The 19659-nt window shown below is 68.2% G+C and carries 21 protein-coding genes and 1 pseudogene; 11 read left to right on the forward strand and 11 right to left on the reverse strand.

Annotated elements, in window-relative coordinates:
* Window positions 1–44: 44 nt before the first annotated feature.
* A complete protein-coding gene (locus ACZ7L7_RS29340) occupies window positions 45–950 on the reverse strand; it encodes a MarR family transcriptional regulator (RefSeq protein ID WP_472077622.1) in 906 nt (301 codons plus the stop codon).
* A gap of 197 nt (window positions 951–1147) precedes the next feature.
* On the reverse strand, window positions 1148–2107 hold the full coding sequence (locus tag ACZ7L7_RS29345) for a LysR substrate-binding domain-containing protein (protein WP_453607210.1): 960 nt from the start codon (window positions 2105–2107) through the stop codon (window positions 1148–1150).
* A gap of 133 nt (window positions 2108–2240) precedes the next feature.
* Here ACZ7L7_RS29345 and ACZ7L7_RS29350 point away from each other — a divergent pair, with 133 nt between their 5' ends.
* Both ACZ7L7_RS29350 and ACZ7L7_RS29355 read left to right on the forward strand, forming a co-directional pair.
* On the forward strand, window positions 2241–2795 hold the full coding sequence (locus ACZ7L7_RS29350) for a peroxiredoxin (RefSeq protein ID WP_471427819.1): 555 nt from the start codon (window positions 2241–2243) through the stop codon (window positions 2793–2795).
* 6 nt (window positions 2796–2801) lie between these two features.
* Window positions 2802–3335 carry an alkyl hydroperoxide reductase gene (locus ACZ7L7_RS29355; protein WP_093721278.1) on the forward strand — a complete coding sequence of 178 codons (534 nt, stop codon included), beginning with the start codon at window positions 2802–2804 and terminating at the stop codon, window positions 3333–3335.
* Window positions 3336–3371: 36 nt separating this feature from the next.
* Here ACZ7L7_RS29355 and ACZ7L7_RS29360 read toward each other — a convergent pair whose 3' ends face one another.
* From ACZ7L7_RS29360 to ACZ7L7_RS29380, 5 genes are all read right to left on the reverse strand, one after another.
* Window positions 3372–4685 carry an AI-2E family transporter gene (locus ACZ7L7_RS29360; protein ID WP_472077623.1) on the reverse strand — a complete coding sequence of 438 codons (1314 nt, stop codon included), beginning with the start codon at window positions 4683–4685 and terminating at the stop codon, window positions 3372–3374.
* Window positions 4686–4814: 129 nt separating this feature from the next.
* The gene (locus ACZ7L7_RS29365; RefSeq protein WP_176711837.1) at window positions 4815–5507 is read right to left on the reverse strand and encodes an aggregation-promoting factor C-terminal-like domain-containing protein; all 693 of its coding nucleotides are present in this window, start codon (window positions 5505–5507) and stop codon (window positions 4815–4817) included.
* Between the two features lie 418 nt (window positions 5508–5925).
* The gene (locus tag ACZ7L7_RS29370; protein WP_453607217.1) at window positions 5926–7251 is read right to left on the reverse strand and encodes a PhoH family protein; all 1326 of its coding nucleotides are present in this window, start codon (window positions 7249–7251) and stop codon (window positions 5926–5928) included.
* A gap of 325 nt (window positions 7252–7576) precedes the next feature.
* The gene (locus tag ACZ7L7_RS29375) at window positions 7577–8350 is read right to left on the reverse strand and encodes an isoprenyl transferase (protein WP_472077624.1); all 774 of its coding nucleotides are present in this window, start codon (window positions 8348–8350) and stop codon (window positions 7577–7579) included.
* Between the two features lie 121 nt (window positions 8351–8471).
* Window positions 8472–9047: a hypothetical protein gene (locus ACZ7L7_RS29380; protein WP_472077625.1), complete on the reverse strand. Its 576-nt coding sequence runs from the start codon at window positions 9045–9047 to the stop codon at window positions 8472–8474.
* Window positions 9048–9666: 619 nt separating this feature from the next.
* Between ACZ7L7_RS29380 and ACZ7L7_RS29385 the strand changes: the two genes are divergently transcribed.
* Entirely contained in the window at window positions 9667–10809 is a 1143-nt protein-coding gene (locus tag ACZ7L7_RS29385) for a winged helix DNA-binding domain-containing protein (RefSeq protein WP_471591964.1), read from the forward strand.
* Between the two features lie 12 nt (window positions 10810–10821).
* Here ACZ7L7_RS29385 and ACZ7L7_RS29390 read toward each other — a convergent pair whose 3' ends face one another.
* Window positions 10822–11610 carry a class I SAM-dependent methyltransferase gene (locus ACZ7L7_RS29390; protein ID WP_261719346.1) on the reverse strand — a complete coding sequence of 263 codons (789 nt, stop codon included), beginning with the start codon at window positions 11608–11610 and terminating at the stop codon, window positions 10822–10824.
* 50 nt (window positions 11611–11660) lie between these two features.
* Here ACZ7L7_RS29390 and ACZ7L7_RS29395 point away from each other — a divergent pair, with 50 nt between their 5' ends.
* A complete protein-coding gene (locus ACZ7L7_RS29395; protein WP_471591965.1) occupies window positions 11661–12164 on the forward strand; it encodes a DinB family protein in 504 nt (167 codons plus the stop codon).
* 19 nt (window positions 12165–12183) lie between these two features.
* Here the strand turns inward: ACZ7L7_RS29395 and ACZ7L7_RS29400 are convergent, their stop codons facing one another.
* Window positions 12184–13062, reverse strand: a complete 879-nt coding sequence (locus ACZ7L7_RS29400) for an LLM class flavin-dependent oxidoreductase (protein ID WP_471591966.1) — start codon at window positions 13060–13062, stop codon at window positions 12184–12186.
* A 225-nt stretch (window positions 13063–13287) separates the two neighbouring features.
* On the opposite strand from ACZ7L7_RS29400, the gene ACZ7L7_RS29405 reads away from it, so the two are divergent.
* From ACZ7L7_RS29405 to ACZ7L7_RS29430, 6 genes are all read left to right on the forward strand, one after another.
* Window positions 13288–13602, forward strand: coding sequence for a hypothetical protein (locus ACZ7L7_RS29405; protein ID WP_471427832.1), 315 nt, complete (start codon window positions 13288–13290; stop codon window positions 13600–13602).
* A 3-nt stretch (window positions 13603–13605) separates the two neighbouring features.
* Window positions 13606–14904: a putative T7SS-secreted protein gene (locus ACZ7L7_RS29410; protein ID WP_471591967.1), complete on the forward strand. Its 1299-nt coding sequence runs from the start codon at window positions 13606–13608 to the stop codon at window positions 14902–14904.
* A gap of 102 nt (window positions 14905–15006) precedes the next feature.
* Window positions 15007–15354, forward strand: a complete 348-nt coding sequence (locus ACZ7L7_RS29415; RefSeq protein WP_471427836.1) for a hypothetical protein — start codon at window positions 15007–15009, stop codon at window positions 15352–15354.
* Window positions 15351–16013, forward strand: a complete 663-nt coding sequence (locus ACZ7L7_RS29420) for a hypothetical protein (RefSeq protein ID WP_471427837.1) — start codon at window positions 15351–15353, stop codon at window positions 16011–16013. Before ACZ7L7_RS29415 ends, ACZ7L7_RS29420 begins: the two co-directional genes overlap by 4 nt.
* A complete protein-coding gene (locus ACZ7L7_RS29425) occupies window positions 16010–16663 on the forward strand; it encodes a hypothetical protein (RefSeq protein ID WP_472077626.1) in 654 nt (217 codons plus the stop codon). The genes ACZ7L7_RS29420 and ACZ7L7_RS29425 overlap by 4 nt, the downstream gene beginning before the upstream one ends.
* 14 nt (window positions 16664–16677) lie before the next feature.
* A complete protein-coding gene (locus ACZ7L7_RS29430) occupies window positions 16678–17463 on the forward strand; it encodes a hypothetical protein (RefSeq protein ID WP_472077627.1) in 786 nt (261 codons plus the stop codon).
* 58 nt (window positions 17464–17521) lie between these two features.
* Here the strand turns inward: ACZ7L7_RS29430 and ACZ7L7_RS29435 are convergent, their stop codons facing one another.
* Together ACZ7L7_RS29435 and ACZ7L7_RS29440 are read right to left on the reverse strand one after the other, a co-directional pair.
* Window positions 17522–18094 (reverse strand): hypothetical protein, encoded by a 573-nt coding sequence (locus tag ACZ7L7_RS29435; RefSeq protein WP_472077628.1) that lies wholly within the window; start codon window positions 18092–18094, stop codon window positions 17522–17524.
* Window positions 18095–18486: 392 nt separating this feature from the next.
* On the reverse strand, window positions 18487–18888 hold the full coding sequence (locus ACZ7L7_RS29440) for a hypothetical protein (RefSeq protein ID WP_472077629.1): 402 nt from the start codon (window positions 18886–18888) through the stop codon (window positions 18487–18489).
* A gap of 417 nt (window positions 18889–19305) precedes the next feature.
* On the opposite strand from ACZ7L7_RS29440, the pseudogene ACZ7L7_RS29445 reads away from it, so the two are divergent.
* A pseudogene (locus ACZ7L7_RS29445) lies at window positions 19306–19659 on the forward strand (hypothetical protein); the annotation flags it as partial.

Consider the following 19659-nt stretch of genomic DNA (forward strand, 5'->3'; position numbering starts at 1 on the left):
CTTGTCCGACGGACGCGTTGTTGACCGGCCGCCGGATGCGTTGCTCATCCGGCGGATCCGTTGCGCAGGCGGAAGAACCATTTCCAGCCCGCCGCCGACCGTTCCGGGGCGAGCACATCGGCGATGCCGCTGGCGCCGGGTTCCCGGCGGGGCAGCGTGTCGGGCGTGGGGGGAGTCTCGGGGGGCGCCGGGGGCGCGGGGGCGGGTGCGGGCGGTCGGGGCCGTTCCTGGACACGGGGGCGGACGCCCGCGGGTGGGGTGCGGATGCGGACGGGTGGGGGTTCGGGGGCGCATTCCAGCAGTCCGTCGGCGAGCATCCGGGCCACTTCGACGGTGACCGTGTAGACGCTGCGTCCGGTGCGGAAGGCGAGGTCGCGGGCGGTGCTGCGGCCGTCGGCGTGGGTGAGCAGGTCGTACTGGAGCGGGGTGAGCGGGCTTTCGGGCTTGCCGACGGGCAGGGGGCGTTCGCGGTCGGGGTGGACGGGGTGGGGCAGCCGTTCGACGGCGGCGATCCGGCGGGCGGTGTCCTGAAGGAGCCGTTCGGTGGTCTCGGTGACCGCGACCGGGGCGAACGGGTCGCTGTCGCCGAGGGTGCGCCGCCAGTCCTCCACGTCTCCGGCGGACATGGCGAACACGGCGTCGTGCAACGCCATCACGCACACCACCCGCAAGGTGGCGTCGCCGGCGTGCCCGTGGGCGACGAGTTCGGCGACCGGCCACTGCGCGCCGCCGGCCTCCTCCACCAGCCCGGCCCACTGTTCCGCGCTGATCCGCCCGGAGCGCAGCAGCAGCGCCTCGGGGCCGGGCGCGCCGGGGGATTCGGCGGCGACGACGAGTCCGTCGCGGAAGTGGACGGTGCCGCCCGGGGTTCCGGTGACGCGCAGCGCTCCGGTGAATCCGTCCTGTCCGCAACCGGCCAGGGCCGGTGCCAGGTGGCTGTAGCCCGACATCACTCCCCTTGGCCTCTCGCACATACGCCTGACGCGTAGCGCTGAGGGGGGAATTCCTATCAGCCGATGAGCGGCGTACGGCCGGGGATTTCCGACCTGGCGCCAGTTGACGGAAGTTGATATTCCCGACGGCCCAACTCGCTTGTTTGAAAGCCTGCTTGAGTTTCGAATTGACCGAACGGAATGTGTTCCTTCCGTCAGTCGCCGTCCCCCAGAACCCGCACCGGAAGGGGCCGCAGCGCCTCCCTGAGGGCGGCGGCCAGTTCCCGGTACTCGGCACGGCGGGCGGCGCCGGTGCGCATGGCGAGGGCGATCCGGCGGGTGGGGGCGGGGTCGGCGAAGTAGCCGGTGGTGAGCTGGTCGCTGCGGCTGGTCTCGACCTTGACGGCGGTGCGCGGCAGCAGGGTGACGCCCAGTCCGCCCGCGACGAGCTGCACCAGCGTGGCGAGCCCGGCGGCGGTGGTGGTGACCGGTGCGTCCTCGCGCCCGGCTTCCCGGCAGATGTCGAGCGCCTGGTCGCGCAGGCAGTGGCCCTCGTCCAGGAGCAGCAGGTTCAGTTCCTTCAGCGCCTCGCGCGGGATGCCCTCACGGCCGCCGAGCCAGTGGTCCAGCGGGGTGACGAGCACGAAGTCCTCGTCGAACAGCGGGATCTCGGTGACGGTCGGCACCCCGAGCGGCACGGCGAGCAGCAGCAGATCCAGCCGGCCGCTGTTCAGCCCGTCGAGGAGGCTCGCGGTCTGCTCCTCGTGGACCTGGAGGTCGAGGGCCGGGTAGCGCTCGTGGACCAGCCGCAGCACGGTCGGCAGCAGATACGGCGCCACGGTCGGGATGACGCCGAGCCGGAGCACTCCGGTGAAGGGGGCGCGTACCGCCTCCGCCTCCTCCATCAGGGCGCCGACCTCGTCCAGGACGGCCTTGGCGCGCACCGCGAGCCGTTCACCGGCCGGGGAGAGCAGCACTTTGCGGGTCGTACGCTCAAGGAGGGTGACCCCGAGTGTCTCCTCCAGCGCGGCGACGGCGCCGGAGAGCGCGGGCTGGCTCATGCCGATGGCGGCGGCCGCGTCCCGGAAGTGCAGATGTTCCGCCACGGCCGCGAAGGCCCGCAGCTGCGCCAGACTTGGCGGCCGCCGCCGGGCCCCACCATTACCCACGGTCACTGATAAACGCCTCCGATCAACACGAGTCAGTGTAGCGATTTCTCTAATCAATGCACCGTGTGCCAGCATCGGCCTCGTCCAACCCATGGGAAACGTCCGCGATCCGGACGCTTCTTCGCTGCAAGGAGAGCCTGTGCTCACTGTTGGTGACAAGTTCCCCGAGTTCGAACTCACCGCCTGTGTCTCGCTGGAGAAGGGCAAGGAGTTCGAGCAGATCCACCACAAGTCCTACGAGGGCAAGTGGCTCGTGGTCTTCGCGTGGCCGAAGGACTTCACCTTCGTGTGCCCGACCGAGATCGCCGCGTTCGGCAAGCTGAACGACGAGTTCGCCGACCGTGACGCGCAGATCCTCGGCTTCTCCGGTGACTCCGAGTTCGTCCACCACGCCTGGCGCAAGGACCACCCGGACCTGACCGACCTGCCGTTCCCGATGATGGCCGACTCCAAGCACGAGCTGATGCGCGACCTCGGCATCGAGGGCGAGGACGGCTTCGCGCAGCGCGCCGTGTTCATCGTGGACCCCAACCGGGAGATCCAGTTCACGATGGTCACCGCCGGCTCGGTCGGCCGTAACCCCAAGGAGGTCCTGCGGGTCCTCGACGCCCTCCAGACCGACGAGCTGTGCCCGTGCAACTGGACCAAGGGCGAGGACACCCTGGACCCGGTCAAGCTGCTGGCCGGGGAGTGACCTGAGATGTCGCTCGACTCCCTGAAGTCCGCCGTCCCGGACTACGCCAAGGACCTGAAGCTCAACCTGGGCTCGGTCATCGGCAACTCCGACCTCCCGGCGCAGCAGCTGTGGGGCACCGTGCTGGCGACCGCCATCGCCTCGCGCTCCCCGATCGTGCTGCGCGAGCTGGAGCCGGAGGCGAAGGCGAACCTGACGCCGGAGGCGTACACCGCCGCCAAGGCGGCCGCCGCGATCATGGCGATGAACAACGTCTTCTACCGCACCCGCCATCTGCTGTCGGACCACGAGTACGGCAACCTGCGCGCGGGCCTGCGGATGAACGTCATCGGCAACCCCGGTGTCGACAAGGTCGACTTCGAGCTGTGGTCCTTCGCGGTCTCCGCGGTCAACGGCTGCGGCATGTGCCTGGACTCGCACGAGCAGGTGCTGCGCAAGGCGGGCATCGAGCGTGAGGTCATCCAGGAGGCGTTCAAGATCGCCTCGGTGATCCAGGCGGTCGGTGTGACCCTGGAGACCGAAGCGGTGCTGTCCGCGTAACTCCGGCTGTCCCCCTGGGCCCCGTTCACTCCTGGTTCACTCCGGGTGAGCGGGGCCCTCGGCGTTCTCCACGGGCGTTTCCGGCTCCGCTTTGTCTTCCTGCACCGCGGGCCCGGCCGCCACCGGCTGCTGGTTGTACGAACGCAGGTAGCCCACCACCGTGTTGGTCACCGCCACCAGCGGCACCGCCACCACCGCGCCGCCGATGCCCGCCACCATGCCGCCGGAGGCGACCGCGAGGACCACCGCCAGCGGATGGACACGCACCGCGCGGCCCAGGATGAACGGCTGCAGGATGTGCCCCTCGATCTGCTGCACCGCCAGCACGACCACCAGCGTCATGACGGCCGTGAACACGCCCTGGGTGACCAGCGCGACGACGACCGCCAGCGCGCCGGAGGCCACGGCACCCACGAGCGGGATGAAGGAGAACAGGAAGATGAACACGGCCAGCGGCACGGCCATCGGCACATCGAGGAAGTAGATGCCGATGCCGATGAAGACCGCGTCGATGAGAGCCACTATCACCGTGCCGCGCACATAGGCGGTGAGCGTCCGCCAGGCGGCCGGACCGGCGCCCGCGACACCCGGCCGGGCGGCGGCCGGCACCAGCCTCAGCGACCACTCCCAGATCCGCTTGCCGTCGTAGAGCAGGAAGAGCGTGGAGAAGGCCGCGAGCAGGATGCCGGTCAGCGCCTCCACGATGACGGTGACGCCCTCCAGGCCCGCCGAGGTGATCTCGTCGGTGTTGGCGCCGATGGTGTCGCGCAGGTTCTCCGCGATGTCGTTGATCTGCTTGTCGGTGACGTGGAAGGGGCTGTCCAGCAGCCAGTTGCGCAGTTCGTCGATGCCGTCCTGGACCTGGTCGGAGAGGTTGTCGATGTTCTCCATCACCTGCCAGGTGACGAACCACCCCATCAGGCCCATGACGACGAAGCCGAGGATCGCAGTGAGCGCGGTCGCCAGGCCCCTGGGCACACCGTGGCGGCGCAGCCGGGCCACCGTGGGCTCCAGCAGCGCGGTGATCAGCAGGGCGGCCACGAAGGCCAGGACGACCAGTTGGACGGCGCTGATGACCCGCATCAGCACCCAGACGGTGCCGGCCAGCACCAGCAGCCGCCAGCCGGCCTCCGCGGCGACCCGGACGCCCCAGGGCACGGCCAGCGCGGGATCGGGCCGCTCGGGGGGCGGGGTCGCGGCGGGCAGCGGGGCCCGGTCGACGGGCGGCGGCGGGGGTGGCGCCGCCTCGGCGCTCTCCCGCTCCACCTCGGCGCGGCGCTGGTCCAACCGCTCACCCATGTGCGTCAGACCGGCGCCGAGCCGTCCGAGCCACTTCGGCACTCGCGACATGATCCGTCCTCTTCCCCCGTCCTTGCCCACCACTCCCCCCTGGAGTCGTCGGCTCCGACCGTACATGGCGAAGCCCCTCACCGTAGGACGGTGAGGGGCTGGCCAAGGTTGAGAGGTACGGCGTGGTGCCTAGTACCAGTGGTTCGCCTGCCAGAAGGCCCAGGCGTCACACGGGCTGCCGTAGCGCTCGTTCATGTAGTTGAGGCCCCACTTGATCTGCGTGGCGGGGTTGGTCTGCCAGTCGGCACCGGCGGAGGCGTACTTGCCCGCCGGCAGGGCCTGGAAGAGACCGTAGGCGCCCGAGGAGGGGTTGACGGCCTTGTAGTTCCAGCTGGACTCGTGGTCCACGATGTTGCTGAAGCACTGGTACTGGCCGGAAGGCACCATCTGCTGCGCCATCGCCTGGATCTGCGCGATGGTGTAGGAGCTCTGGACCGCGAAGCTGGTGGAGGAACGGGACGCCTTGGTCTCGGCCTCTTCGCGCTCCTTGGCCTCCTCGGCGGCCTTCGCCGCCTTCTCCGCGGCTTCCTTCTTGTCGATCGCGGTCTGGGCGGCGGCGCGACGGGCCGCTTCCTCCGCGTCCTTCTTGGCGCTCGCGTCCGCGGCGATGGCCTGGACGTTCGCCTGCTGAGTCAGGGACGCGGTCTGCACCTGGGCCTGCTGACCCGTGGGTATGTCCGCGAGGAGCGTCGCGTCGGCTGCCGTCGCTTCGGCGTCGTTGTTCTGCGCGGTGCTGCCCGAGGCAACGCCGACGACGCTTCCGACAGCGGTGACCGCGGTGGCCGAGGCCACTGCGAATCCCCGGACCGAAATCCGGCTCACACGGTTTCCTTCCAGCATCGCCCGCTTCGGTGACCCTGGCGGACGCAATCGTGCCCCTGACACTGGCCTCCCAACTGCGGGGTCACGGGAGGCGCGGGCCCGGTGGGCAACTCCCACGAGGGGAGCGCCGCTTGGTGCTCGGGCGGCATACGACGACGCTATGGAGTTAGCGGTGGTTCTCAAGTTGTGCCGTACCGCTGGGGGTACAGGTGTGTCGTATGCGGGGCCTGACAGGAGTGAGACTCTGCCGTAACCCGACGCCGCAAGGCAATTCTGTGTTGCGTGTGAAAGCTCACATCCCGTTTGAGCCAGCGAGTTCGCGCGAAACGGCCACACGCGAAGGCGCCGCCCCACTAGGCTCTAGCCTTTGTCGGACGGCGCCAACTGGCGGGTAGCTACCCGAAGTTCAATACTCCGGTCAGACCTGCCCATCCTCCAGCATTTCGGTCACAAGGGCCGCGATCTGGGACCTCTCGGACCGGGTCAGCGTGACATGCGCGAAGAGCGGATGCCCCTTCAGCTTCTCCACGACGGCGACGACACCGTCGTAGCGCCCCACCCGCAGGTTGTCCCGCTGGGCCACGTCGTGCGTGAGCACCACCCGGGAATTCGCCCCGACCCGGGACAGAACGGTCAACAGGACGTTCCGCTCCAGGGACTGCGCCTCGTCCACGATCACGAACGCGTCGTGCAGTGAACGGCCGCGGATGTGGGTGAGCGGCAGGACCTCCAGCATCCCGCGCGCGGTGACCTCCTCGATGACCTCGCGGCTGGTGACCGCGGACAGCGTGTCGAAGACCGCCTGCGCCCACGGGCTCATCTTCTCGGCCTCGGTGCCCGGCAGATAGCCCAGCTCCTGCCCGCCCACCGCGTACAGCGGACGGAAGACCATCACCTTCTGGTGCTGACGGCGCTCCAGCACCGCCTCCAGACCCGCGCACAGCGCCAGCGCCGACTTGCCGGTGCCGGCCCGGCCGCCCATCGAGACGATCCCGATGTCCGGGTCGAGCAGCAGGTCCAGCGCGATGCGCTGCTCGGCGCTGCGCCCCTTGATGCCGAAGACCTCGCGGTCGCCGCGCACCAGACGGACGTTGCCGTCGGCCGTCACCCGGCCCAGCGCCTTGCCGCGCTCGGACTGGATGGTCAGCCCGGTGTGCACGGGCAGGTCCGCCACCTCGGGCACATAGGCGTGCCCGACCTCGAAGAGCACGTCCACCTGCTCGCCGGAGAGCGTCAGTTCGGACATTCCGGTCCAGCCGGACGAATCCGTGATCGCGAGTTCGGCGCGGTACTCCTCGGCGAGGAGTCCGACGGAGGAGGCCTTGATCCTCAGCGGGAGGTCCTTCGACACCACGGTGACGTCGAACCCCTCGGCCTGCAGATTGCGGGCCACCGCGAGGATGCGGGAGTCGTTGTCCCCCAGGCGGTAGCCGGTCGGCAGAACGCTGGGGTCCGAGTGGTTGAGCTCGACACGCACCGTGCCGCCCAGGTCCCCGATGGGGAGCGGGGCGTCCAGACGGCCGTAGCGGACCCGGAACTCGTCCAGCAGGCGCAGCGCCTGGCGGGCGAAGTACCCGAGTTCGGGATGGTGCCGCTTGGCCTCCAGCTCCGTGACCACGACGATGGGGAGCACGACCTCGTGCTCGTCGAAGCGGCTCAGGGCGTTGGGGTCGGCCAGCAGGACGCTGGTGTCGAGAACATAGGTGCGCCGGTCGGGCTTGCGGCGCTTTGTGCTGGTCACCACGGAAGGACGTACCCCCTCGGAAGAGGTCGGGGAGCGACGGAGTGGAGCTGGACCGGTCGACGGCCCCTGTGCACGGGCCGAAAACCGGCCCTCCGCGCTTGCGTCCGTACGGTGTCCGCACGATCGGGCTGGTGCAAAGGGCCTCCCGGGCGGACGGCCCCGTGCCGTCCGCTGAGGATCCGACACCCGTGGTTCGGGCGTCGACCTGACTGGCTTATGCCCTCGAACATGCGCTGCCATGCCACGGCATATGACGGCGCGGAAGTGAACTCCCCGTTACTTCTGCCCGGAAAGGGGGTACTTCGGGAGCCTGTCGGCCCCCGGGTCAGGCGCCGTAGCGGCGGTGGCGGGCCGCGTAGTCGCGCAGCGCCCGCAGGAAGTCGACCTTGCGGAAGGCCGGCCAGAACACATCGCAGAAGTAGTACTCGGAGTGCGCCGTCTGCCACAGCATGAATCCGGACAACCGCTGTTCACCGCTGGTGCGGATGACCAGGTCCGGGTCGGGCTGGTCGCCGGTGTAGAGGTGGCGGCCGATCATCTCGATGTCGACGGAGTCGGCGAGCTTCTCCAGCGAGGTGCCGCGCTCGGCCGCGTCGAGCAGCATCGAGCGCACCGCGTCGGCGATCTCCTGCCGGCCGCCGTAGCCAATGGCGACGTTGACGACTATTCCGTCGACGTGCTCGGTGCGCTCCTCGGCCGCCTTGAGCGTGCTCTGCATCCGCGGGGGCAGCAGGTCCCGGGTGCCGACGTGGTGCACCCGCCAGCGGCCGTCGGCGGCGAGGCTGCGCACGACGTCCTCGATGATGCCGAGCAGCGGGACGAGCTCCTCCTGCGGCCGGTCGAAGTTGTCCGTCGACAGCAGCCAGAGGGTGACGACCTTCACGTCCGTCTCGGAGCACCAGCCGAGGAACTCCTCGATCTTGTCCGCCCCGGCCCGGTGCCCGTGCACGGTCGTGGAACCGGCCGCCTTCGCCCAGCGGCGGTTGCCGTCCATGATGACGCCGATGTGCTGGGGCACCTGAGCGTGGTCCAGGTGACCCTCCACCCGGCGCGCGTACAGCCTGACCAGCAGGCCGCGCAGCTTGTCGCGCAGGTTCACGTGAATGTCAGCCCCTCCGTGCGGATCCGGCCCGGCGGCGGTCCAGGGCCGAAGCCTACCCCCGCCGGCTGTCCGGACCGCCCATGGGTGTCAGGGCGTGCGGGGCCACGGCCCACGGGTGTCAGGGCGTGCGGGACCGGGCGAACCAGGCCCTGGCGTCGTCCCGGCGCAGCAGGACGAAGACGGTGAGGGCGGCGCCGAAGGGGATGATGCCGAGCAGTACCTGCATCCTCGACAGCGCGGCGACGGCGAAGACCATCTGAATGACGGCCAGCACCGTGGAGGCGCCACGGACGCCGCTGCGGCGGCTCGCGTAGAAGGAGGCGAGCAGCGCCATGATCCACAGCATCAGGTAGCCGCCGGTGACGTACCCCGCCGCGTACGCGCTCCCGGCCGCGGCGGCGTGGAGCACGGAGGCTCCCACGGTGACCCAGAGCACGATGCGCGCCGCGCGCACGGAGTCGGGCATGACGGTGGGGTCGTACCCGGCGTGCGGGGCGTACCCGGCGTACGGGTCGTGCCCGGCGTGCGGGTCGTTCGCGTGCGGGGGGTAGGGGTACGGGGGGTGCGGGTACGGAGGCTGCTGGCCGTAGGGCGGTTGCTGCGGCGGCTGCTGGGAGTACGGCTGCTGCTGCGGTGGCTGCGGCGGCGGCTGCTGCTGGGCGTACGGCGGCTGCTGCGGTGGTCCGAATGACATGTACCGGACTCTAGTGGGGGCACGAAAAACGGGCCGGTCCGTGGGGGGGAGACGGACCGGCCCGAGGGGGGGTTTCCACCATAACCCTTCGTAAGTGATCCTGCGTGCATCGGCGTGCCACAACTACTCTCCGAAATCGGACGGCGACGCGTCGAGGTCTCCGAAGGGCCCTTTCCGGCGGGCGCTCATGGCCGGAACACGGCGGTTCACCAGGGGAATCGGGCGGAACACGGAGGGCTCGGGCCGGTTCGGGCGACATCCGTGACACACGGGGCGCGCCGGACACCCTTCCCTCCCCCGGGTGAACCGGGCGGCGAACGCCGGCTTGACGGGGTGCGCGGCACCGCGCAGCCCCCTCCACTGCGCGGTGCCGCCCGCGCAGCTTTGCTGACGCGAATTACCTTGGTCCGAACCTACGCGAGATGTGCATGAGGCGCGAGCGACAAGCGATAACAATGTGGATAAGCCGTGAATCCTTGGAAGCGAAGGCGGCAAGGTGAAGCAGGTCACATTTACCCGATTTGCTAGTTTTGCCCGCGCCGGGATGACGGGTGGGAGCGAACGGAAACCGGGGCCACAGCGGACAGAAGCTGACCTATACGGCCCCTAATGTCGCCCCATGACGCTGACCATCTCCTGGCAAGAGGCGAGCGCACGGCGGCTCGAACGGCAGTTCCTGGCCACTCCGGCGACGGGGGCCGCGGCCGTACCCACCGTCGTGTCGGGCATGCTCGGCGCCCACGCCCAGGTGCTGTCCGCCGCCGAGCTGTCGATCGGCGTCCGCACCACCGGCGCGACCCGCACCGACGTACGCGCCGCGCTCTGGCAGGACCGCACCCTGGTGAAGACCCACGGCCCGCGCGGCACGGTGCATCTGCTCCCCACCCGGGACCTCCCCCTGTGGACCTCGGCCCTGCCCGCGATCCCGTCCGGCGCGAGCCCGTTCGCCCCCGAGGCACGCGTCACGGAGGAACAGGCGCGGGAGATCGTGGCGGCGATCGCAGACGCCCTCGACGGCGCCTGCCTCACCATCGACGAGCTGAGCGAAGAGGTCGTAGCCCGCACCGGCCCCTGGGCGGGCGACCTGGTGATGCCCGCCTTCCAGGGCATGTGGCCGCGCTGGCGTCAGGTCATTCACCGCGCGGGCCAGTCCGGCGCGCTCTGCTTCGGCCCCGACCGCGGCCGCAAGGTCACGTACACCCGTCCACCCCGCTTCGCCCCCCTCCCCGCCACGGAGGCGGTCCCCGAACTGCTCCACCGCTATCTGCACGCCTACGGCCCCTCGCCCCCGGCGTACTTCGCCAAATGGCTGGCGGCGCCGGAGGGTTGGACGCGCCGGCTCTTCGAGGAGCAGGCCGAGCGCGGCGCGATCGAGGAGGTCGCCTTCGAGGGCACGCCGGCGTGGGTGGCCGCGGGCGACACGGAGTTCCCGTCGCAGGGGTGGCGGGGGGTGCGGCTGCTGCCGTACTTCGACGCGTACGGCATCGCCGCGCAGCCCAGGGAGTCGCTGTTCCCCGGGGAGGCGTACGGCAGAGCGCTGGCGCGCGGGCAGGCCGGGAACTATCCGGTGCTGCTGGTGGACGGGGTCGTGGCCGGGGTGTGGCATCAGCGGCGGCAGGGGAAGCGGGTGGTGGAGGCGCTGGGGTCGCTGAGCGCCCGGCAGGAGGGAGCCCTGGCGGAACAGGTGAAGCGGCTGGGCGAAGTACTGGAGGCGCGGCCGGAGTTGGTACGGGGCAAGGTGACCGTGGGCCCGCACGCGTGAGGGCGTGGCGCCTCAACGGGGCTTGCGGGCCTCGACGAGGTGGCGGGTGCTGTGGGCGACGAAGGCACCGTCGCGCTGGATCCGCTCGTGCAGGGCACGGAGTTGGGGCTCGTACGCCTCGACGGTGAAGCCGGGCACCATCCAGATCACCTTGCGCAGGAAGTGGACGACCGCGGCGATGTCGTAGAACTCCATGCGTAGTTCCTCGACGCGCAGGTCCTCGATCTCCAGCCCGGCGGCTTCGGCGGCGGCGCGTTCGCGCTCGGGATGCCGTGCGTCGCGTACGTCCTGGTCCTGCGGCCCGAGAAAGTGCTCGACGAGCTCGAAGGCACTATGCGGCCCGACGTGTTGGGCGAAGTAGACCCCACCGGGCCGGAGCACCCGCACGATCTCCTCCCAGTGGGCCCGGACCGGGTGCCGGCTGCTGACCAGGTCGAAGGTGCTGTCGGCGAACGGGAGCGGATCGGGCTCGGGCGAGGCGACGACGGCGACACCGCGCGGGGCGAGCAGGGCGGTGGCCTTGGCGACGTTGGGCGGCCAGCCCTCGGTGGCGACGGTGAGCACGGGGGCCTTGGCCGCCCGTCCGAGGGCGAAGTCGAGCACTTCCCCTCCCCCGGTCTGCAGATCGAGCGCGGCACGGGCGCAGGCGAGCCGCGCACCGAGAGAGACGGCGTACCCCCAGCTGGGCCGCGCCTCGGTGGCCCGCCCGCGGAACCAGGAGAAGTCCCACCCCTCCGTGGGCACGGCGGCACCCTCGGCGACGAGGTCCTCGAACGTACGGCTGGAGTGGTCGTGGCCCATGCGGCAATGATCGCAAGGGAGTGTCAGAGGCCGCTGCTAATTTTCGGGGCATGGGGACCCCTGAGAGCACGCAGTCGGACCCGTCGTACACGGCGGGCGACAAGGAGACACTGCACGCGAGCCTGAACAGGATGCGGGACGCGGTGCTGTCGAAGCTGGAGGGCCTGGACAACGAGCAACTACGCCGCCCGCTCACCCCCTCCGGCACGAACCTGCTGGGCCTGGTCAAGCACCTGGGTTCGGTGGAGTACGGCTGGTTCGTCTCGACCTTCGGCGGCAAGGTGGAGCCGCTGTGGTTCGACCCGTACAGCGACCAGGACATGCGCGCCGACCAGGGCGAGACGACCCAGCAGATCATCGACTTCTACGGCCGCGCCCGCGCCGCCGCCGACCGCACGATCGACGAACGGTCACTGGACGACGTGGGCCGGCCGGACTGGCGGGACCACGATGTGTCCCTGCGCTGGGTCCTGGTCCACATGATCGAGGAGACGGCTCGGCACGCGGGGCACATGGACATCGTGCGGGAGTTGATCGACGGGGCGGTGGGGTAGGGGGGCTTGTGGAGAGGTTCTACGGCGATACGAGCGGCCGTACGTCCTCGGCGGCGAACCGCACGAACCCGGCGGGGTCCGGCTCGTCCCCGGTGGGCTGGAGCACGACAGTGTCGGCACCGGCTTCCGCCATCCGCTGTACGGCCTCGGCGACGGCGTGGGCGTCCCCGGCGACCCCGATCCCGGGCACGTCGGCGAGCCCTTCCTCGGCGAGCTCCTTGTGCAGCCGGTCGGCGGCGCCAGGACCGGTGGCGGCCAGCAGGTAGACGGTGAGGGGATGGGGCTCGGCGGTACGCGAGGCGGCCTCCCGCCCCTGCTGGATGAGTTCCTTCGCTTGCCGCACACGGTCCACCGAATGGGAGGCGGTGAGCAGCGTCCCGTCGGCGGCCTCACCGGAGAGCCGGAGCGAACGGGGCCCGGTGACTCCGGCGAGCACGGGGACGGGGTGGGCGGGCGGCCAGTCGAGAGCGACGTCGTCGAGCCGGACGTACCGCCCTTGCGTACTGACCTGCTCCCCGCGCAACAGGGCACGCAGCGCGTCCAGATGCTCCCGCAGGAGGGTGAGCGGCGACTCGACGCGGGCGCCCACCTGCTCCATCCACTCCTGCACTCCGTGCCCGACGGTGATGACGGCACGGCCGGGGAACATCCGCTCCAGCGTGGCGACTTCCATCGCGGTCACGGCAACGTTCCGCAACGGCACGGGCAACAGCCCGATCCCGACCTTCACCCGCTCGGTCCAGGCCAACACGGCAGCGGCCGAGGAAACCCCACCCTCCCGGAAACAGTCCTCCCACACCCACAGCTCCTCAAGCCCGCAGGCATCGGCGAGCCGGGCGATGGGGCGGAGGTCTTCTGGGGGGAGTTGGGGGCGGAGGATTGCGCCTAGGTGGGTCATGGGGGTGTTCCTACCCGCGGGAAACGGCAGGCAACGCTGCTGCCCACCTTCTCGAAACCGAACCGCGGTGCGCCAGGCGTGCGGCGGCCGGATCTGTTCGGTGGTTCGCGGATCACGCGACCTCGGTTGCACTGGCAACGCGGGAATGGACGAGAATGCAGCGGCAGCCCAGCGGCCACGCGCCCAACGGTTGCACTGTCCACGTAAGTGCAAACGGGAGGTCCCATGGGGGAGCACGACCGCCTGGTAGCCGACTTCGAGCTTCTGGATTCTTCCAGGACGAACCTCCGAGACATCAAGACGGCTCTCAAGAACATTGAGAAGCACCGCGACGACATCGACGACATCTGGGGTCACAGCAAGATCGCAGGCAAAATGGATGAATTCGTCAACAACTGGGACAACTACCGGAGAGAACTCCTTGAGAACGTGAAGGACTTGGGCGAGCAAGTCGAAACCGCACTCAAGAGCTTCGAAAAGCTGGACCTCGACCTCAAGAACGCGACCAAGCCCAAGCGCGGCAAGAGCGGGGGAAAGTAACCGATGGGTAAGGGCAGGCGCCGTCCAGTCGACTGGCATCCGCTGACGGAGAAGGACCCGATCCCCGGAGATCCGGAGGACATCCGAGAAGAGGTCACCAGGATGACCGACCTCGCGGTGACCCTCCGCGACCAAGCCGGAATCCTACGTAAGGCCGCTGCCGGCGACGCACTGAAGGGCAAGTACGCCGACAAGATCCGCGAGAAGTCCGACGAGCTCGAAAAACGCTTCCGCGAAACGGCGGCACGCTACGAACGCGTCGTCGGAGACCTCGGCAAGTGGGCCACTGAGTTGGAGGGCTTCCAGGAGCGGGCGGACGGCGTCCTTCGATCCGCGCAGCGGGCCGACGAGGAACACGCCGCCGAGGTGAAGAAGAAGGAGATCGAGGCCAAGAAGGGCGACAAGGGCAGCGCTGAGCAGCCGAGGGAGGAAGCCGACCCCGACAGCCACCTGGAGCCCTTCCGCAAACAACTCAACCAGATCATCTCCGAGCGGAACTCCCGCGCCGAGCACTTCGCGGTGGCCATCGGTCAGGACATCTCGGACATCATCAAGGACAGCGGATGGGAGAACTTCAAGGACGGGGTCCACAAGTATGCGGACACGATCAAGAGCGTCGTGGAGATCCTGAGTTGGGCTGCAACCATCATCGGGGTCATCGCTCTCCTCTTCACACCGGTCGGATGGCTGGCGACTTTCATCACCGTGACCACCATCAGCCTCACAGGACTCGTTGGTGCGGGCCACGCCCTGCTGGCCCTCTCTGGTGACGGGAACTGGGCGGACGTCGCCATGGACGTCTTCGCTCTGGCGACGCTGGGATTCGGCAGCATCGCGCTGAAGGGAGTGAAGGTCGCGACGACAGCGCTCAAGGCCTCCAGCAGGGCGCCCCGGTTCCAGAGATATACAAACCTGCGCAAACTGCTCGACAGGACCATCGCTCGATACGGCCCGAATTCTGAACGCGGCGCGAAAGCTGTACGCGCGAAGATCGCGCTACGCCAGATCGGCGCCAAGGAGACACGCCCCCCGGCAACCCGCCTTGACCGGCTACTGGGCGGTGACAAGGAGGTCGTCAGCGCAAGCAAGTTCGCGAAGGCTATGCGGGCCGAGTTCAGCGGGGATCCCAATGTGGTGCGGGCGGCGGATGCGGTGGAGAAGGCTTCACTGAAGTTCAAGCTGAACTACGGAGCCGCTACCGCCGTGGACGTTGGCGACAAGCTCGGGGAAAAGGGCCCCTATGCGGACCAGTACGGCGATGCCAAGGATGTCCTGACGCGCGAAGTCGGGAGTCGCTGGTGATCGCTCGGCCATGAGTTCGACCGACGACAACCCAAACCTAAATCGGAGGAAGTGGAGACAGTGGCGACAATCCCGGCGAAAAGCCCACAGGAATCACGGGCCATGAAGTTCCTCGCCGTCTACACACTGGGGCCAATCCTCTGCTTCGCCTTCCAGGACCTCGGCAGCAAATACGGCGACATGGACTGGCTCACGTACGGTTACGTAGCGTGGCCGTTGATGGTCGCTCCCGTACTCATGCTGCTCCTGTTCTTCCGGAACCGAGAACTCGTCCGCAACACGCGGATGGGCTCCAACTTCTCCCAGACGATCAAGATCGTTGCCGCTATGTATCTGCTCTGGAACATCATCGGAGCCATCGGCTACAGCTTTCTGGCTGTGATCCCCGTGCTCTGCTGTCTGACGATCCTGGTGGCCGACCGGCAGATCAAGAAGAAGGCCCACGCGTGAGCGCGTCAGAGCTGGAGCAAGAGCCATCCCCCGTTGGGGCGACCGCTCCTCACCGCTATGAGCTCATCCTGCCGCCCGGCTGGGTCCGCATCCCCCTGCGTGAGGGCACGAAGGAAGCACTGGAGAAGATCCTCTTCTCCCACATGGGACAAGTCCCGGAGGGTATTCCTCGGGACGACGCGATGCGCTTCCGACTCGACATGCGCCGCCAGTTGGAGAAGCAGGCCCGTGCGGCCAGAAGAAATGGCGGTCTTGACCTCTATCTACCGGTGCTTCCGCGCGGAGGCATCTTCCTCATGGCCTCCTTCATCGTTGCCGAGATGCCGCTCGGCCATCACCATGCAATCCCCCCACAGGCGGTCATCGACCAACTGGCCAACGAAGACGTGAGAGGCGGAATCGCGACAAAAGTGGACGTGGCGGGGGCGGCCGCAGTTCGTCGCGCTTACAACTCCACCCTCTGCGAGGAGACGTCAAGCACTGCCGCCGAGCAGGACCCGCTGCCGACTCGGCGGGTCGATTACGTGATCCCCGTGCCGGGCAACCCCGGCCACTGGATCAGTATCAACTTCTCCACACCCGGAGACGGCGAACTCACCGACGTGCTGGTGGAGCTGTTCGACGCGGTGGTCTCCACGTTCAAATGGAGTTACGGATGAGCTGGCTCAACGTCAAGCCCGCGATGGACCTGTCCTCGTGGATTCGCATCCCTCTTATGTGGCCGGAGCCGGGTCTTGAGGATGTTGCCGAGGCTCAGACGCCTGAAGCGTGGGCGCGCTACTTCGCCAAGGGACTCTGGGAGGACTTCGCGCCGGAGAAGCCAGCACCGGGTGAAGTCGACCTGCTGACCGACATCCTGAGGATGTACGCCGTGAAGGCCCCTGCGGCCTTTCCGGACTTCGAGGTATTCCTCCACGTCCCACACCCACGGGAGATCCCCCTGCCCGCGTATGTCGACCTGGTGGAGATCGAAGAGGGCGAGGACCGGGAAACGGCACTGCGAGCGCTGACCCACGCCGATGCGAGCTACACCGTCGAGCCCCCGATCGTCGAGGACTTCACCTCCCCGCATCTGGGAAGCGGCCTGCGTGTACTGCGCTACTACCAGGACGACGAAAGCAACGAGGTACACGTCGGCCTCCGTTACGCATGGCGCTACGAGAAGGGCACGGAGGCCGCAGACGTCCTGATCATCCTGGCCGATCCGGACGCAGGCCGAATCCTCCGCGCTCTCGACGACATCGCCGAATTCGCCCGCACCATCCGGATCAGCCCGGATGAGGAGGCAGATACCTGGCACTCCTCGTGACCCTGGTGTGTGCGGTGGTCGTGACTGCCGTTGTCGCTCTGGTTCCGGTTCTGGTGGTCGACGCTGCCACGGCAGAGAACAGCGACTCCACGGACGTGGCTGTCACGGCCGTGCTGGCCTGTGTGCTCCTGGCGGTCTTCGCCCTTCCGGCGTTGGGCGTGCTGCGCTCGCTGCGGGTGCGAGGTGCTCAGCGCAGGGACTCGATGCGCCAGTGGGCGGCCGTCGACCGCGGGCACGACTCCGGATTCCCCACGGGATACGGGTCGGGTGGCTATCCGCATTCCCGCTTCTTCAATGCGGCCCTCGTCCTCGCGGTGGCAGTGATTCTGGCCGTGGCCGTGCTGGCCGATGTGTCCGACGCGAGCGTTCTCGCGATGCTGCCGGGCCTGATCGTGGCGGGGCTCTTCGCCTGGGCCGTGATCCGGAAGTACACCGACCGATACTCCTGGGCCGCGCGGGAGCAGGTAATCCGGGGCCGCGAGCGAAGGCGGCAGCAGCTCCGAGGTCAGTTGGCAGGGACGACGCCGGCTCTGCAGCCGAGCGCCCATCCTGCCCTGGTCTACCTGGGCCTGTTCGCCCCCGCGGCCATCGTCGTTCTTGTCTTCGTCATCGCCAGGCCCAGCAACGCACTCGGTCTTGCCGCAGCAGGACTCATCGCCCTGGCCGTGCTGCTGCTCGGTCTGCCCAAGGTCGCACCGAGGCTCTATTCGAACCAGGGCGGTTCATGGAATGTCGTGAAAGATCTCCGGCATCACCCAGCGCACATGGAGGTCATCCGGACGTCCGACAGAGTGGACTGACCGCAGTGCATTGGATTCGGGCTGGGACGAGACGGTATCACCAAGTCGGGTGCGCCGGTCACTCAGGATCATCGCTTTCAGGAAGGGGCAGTTCGGGCGCGTCGGGGAAGAACTTCCGGGACGAGGCGTACATGCCGTAGTACGGATATGCGGCCGGTATGTCAGCCCCTCCACGTCGAGCAATTCCAGCGATTTCCCGATATCTGCGCGCCCTGATGCGTACGTTACGCAGAGACGGGTCGCGCAGGCTCGGCCGACGCCACAGATACACACCTACCAGCATCGCCAGGACGAGGAAAGCGTCAGTGCAGATAAATGCGACCTGGAAGGTTCGGGATTTCTGCGAGGCCATCAGATCCCAGAACGGCCAAGCGCCAGCTACGAAGATGAACAGCGGGATACTCGCCAGGCACCCGCGCCCCCGCCATTTCCTATTGTCTTCCCAGCGGTGGTACAACAGCCCGTGCACAGACTTGTCATCGAGAAAGTCGAAGCGTAGCTCACGGCCGAACCGCTCTGCCGCCGCCTTGGCGGCGGGGACAGAGGCGATGACAGAGGAGGGGACCATGTCATGAGTCCCCCCGTCATCACCCATGAATTGCCCGAACTGCAAACCGCTTTGATAGCTCACGGAAGTCTTCTCCTAACCTGCCCGGACCAAGGCACCACGGAACGAAACTGACGACGGACTCGGCTGTGGCGCCGGAGATCGTGTGCCGTGGCCGCTAGGAGCGCTCGACTCGTATCTGCCGACGGAATGAGGCGGGCATCACCAAGGGGAGACGACGGCGGTTCGGCCGGGTCGTCGTAGCGCTCCACAGGCGAGCCCGATCTCCCGACCGCCCGTCCGGGCCGGAGCCGATCGTAGCCTCGGGCATGGAGCCACCCTCACCTCAGGGGTGCGTCACCTCACGAAGCTGCGTCCAATTCGCGCGTTCGGGGCTGCACACCCCATTTCACTCACCTATTGACGGCCTGTATTCCGGTGCCGGTCCGGATCTCTCACATGATCGTCGCTGCGCGTCAGGGCTGGCACTTCTCGCTGCCCCTCTGCGCGGTGAGGGTCTCGGTGACCCATACGCCGTTCTTGTTCTTGCGCAACGTGCCTGCGTAGACGACGTAACTGTTCTTCGTCACCGGCGTGACGTCGACCTTGCCCGTCTCCAGGAACTTGTTGTACGCCTTGCTCTGGTCCTCGCAGTACACGAGGGCAGCGGTGCCGTCGTCCCTGATCGTCAGGCTCTCGTTGTAGTAACGAGTCATCCCAGTCGTACGGGCCTTGTGGTCGATGAAGTCCTGGATGTACGACTGGCTTCCGGCCGCCGCCGTTCCCTCGGAGTAGAAGCGGTACGCCTCGTGCAGGGCATCCTGCTCGGCGATGGCCATGTCGACGGCTCTGATGCGCTGTTCGGCATCATTGAGCACGGCGTCCTTCTCCTGGTCGCCAGTCCTCTTCCACTGAAAGTCGTACGTGACGTCCTTCGGCAGCTCGATCGTCGGACGGTCCGTCGCCGGACGTTCTTGCTCGGGGAGGCCGAAGACTCGTTGCCTGTGTCTGCTCCTGCAATCTTGTCCTTGCCTTCGGGGATGTCGTCTTCGCCCCCGCACGCGGACAGCGTCAGAGTCTCTGCGGTCGTCAGAGTGAGTGCTGTGGGGAGGGCGGGACGGCGGCGGATCACGGGCGGCTTCTGGTGCTGAGTGCAGGGGTTGGGGGTCAGCGTCTCAAGTGAGGTACCCGTGGGTGGAATTGGGGGTACTTCCTTCGAGCGGTTGCTACTCCCCCGTGAGGCGGAGGTCGTTCGGCGCCATGGGCGATGCCTCGTCGGGGTTCTCGGCGACAGCATGGGTCCTATGACGACAGCTACCGCTCCGGTCCTTGCGCCCAGCCCCGCGCCTGCCTGGGCCCGTCGTGCCGCTCACGGCATCGCCCTGTGCGCCCTGCCCTCTGGGCTTTGGCGTATCGCCATGGCGTCCGGGGCGTACGTGGGGTACAGCGATCAAGTCCTGCGTGACGTCTTCGACATCCCTGGGTGGGGGATCGTCTACGTCGTCGGGCTTTCCGTGCTGACCGAACTGGCCGCGCTGCTGCCGTTGTTGCTCATCAGTGGGCTCTACGTTCTTGATCGGGTTGATCGAGCCATTCGTAGGGTTGGGTCGCCCAGGGGTGCTGGGTGTGGCTATCAGTGGGCTGCCATC

This window comes from Streptomyces sp. NPDC110618 (assembly GCF_055657065.1).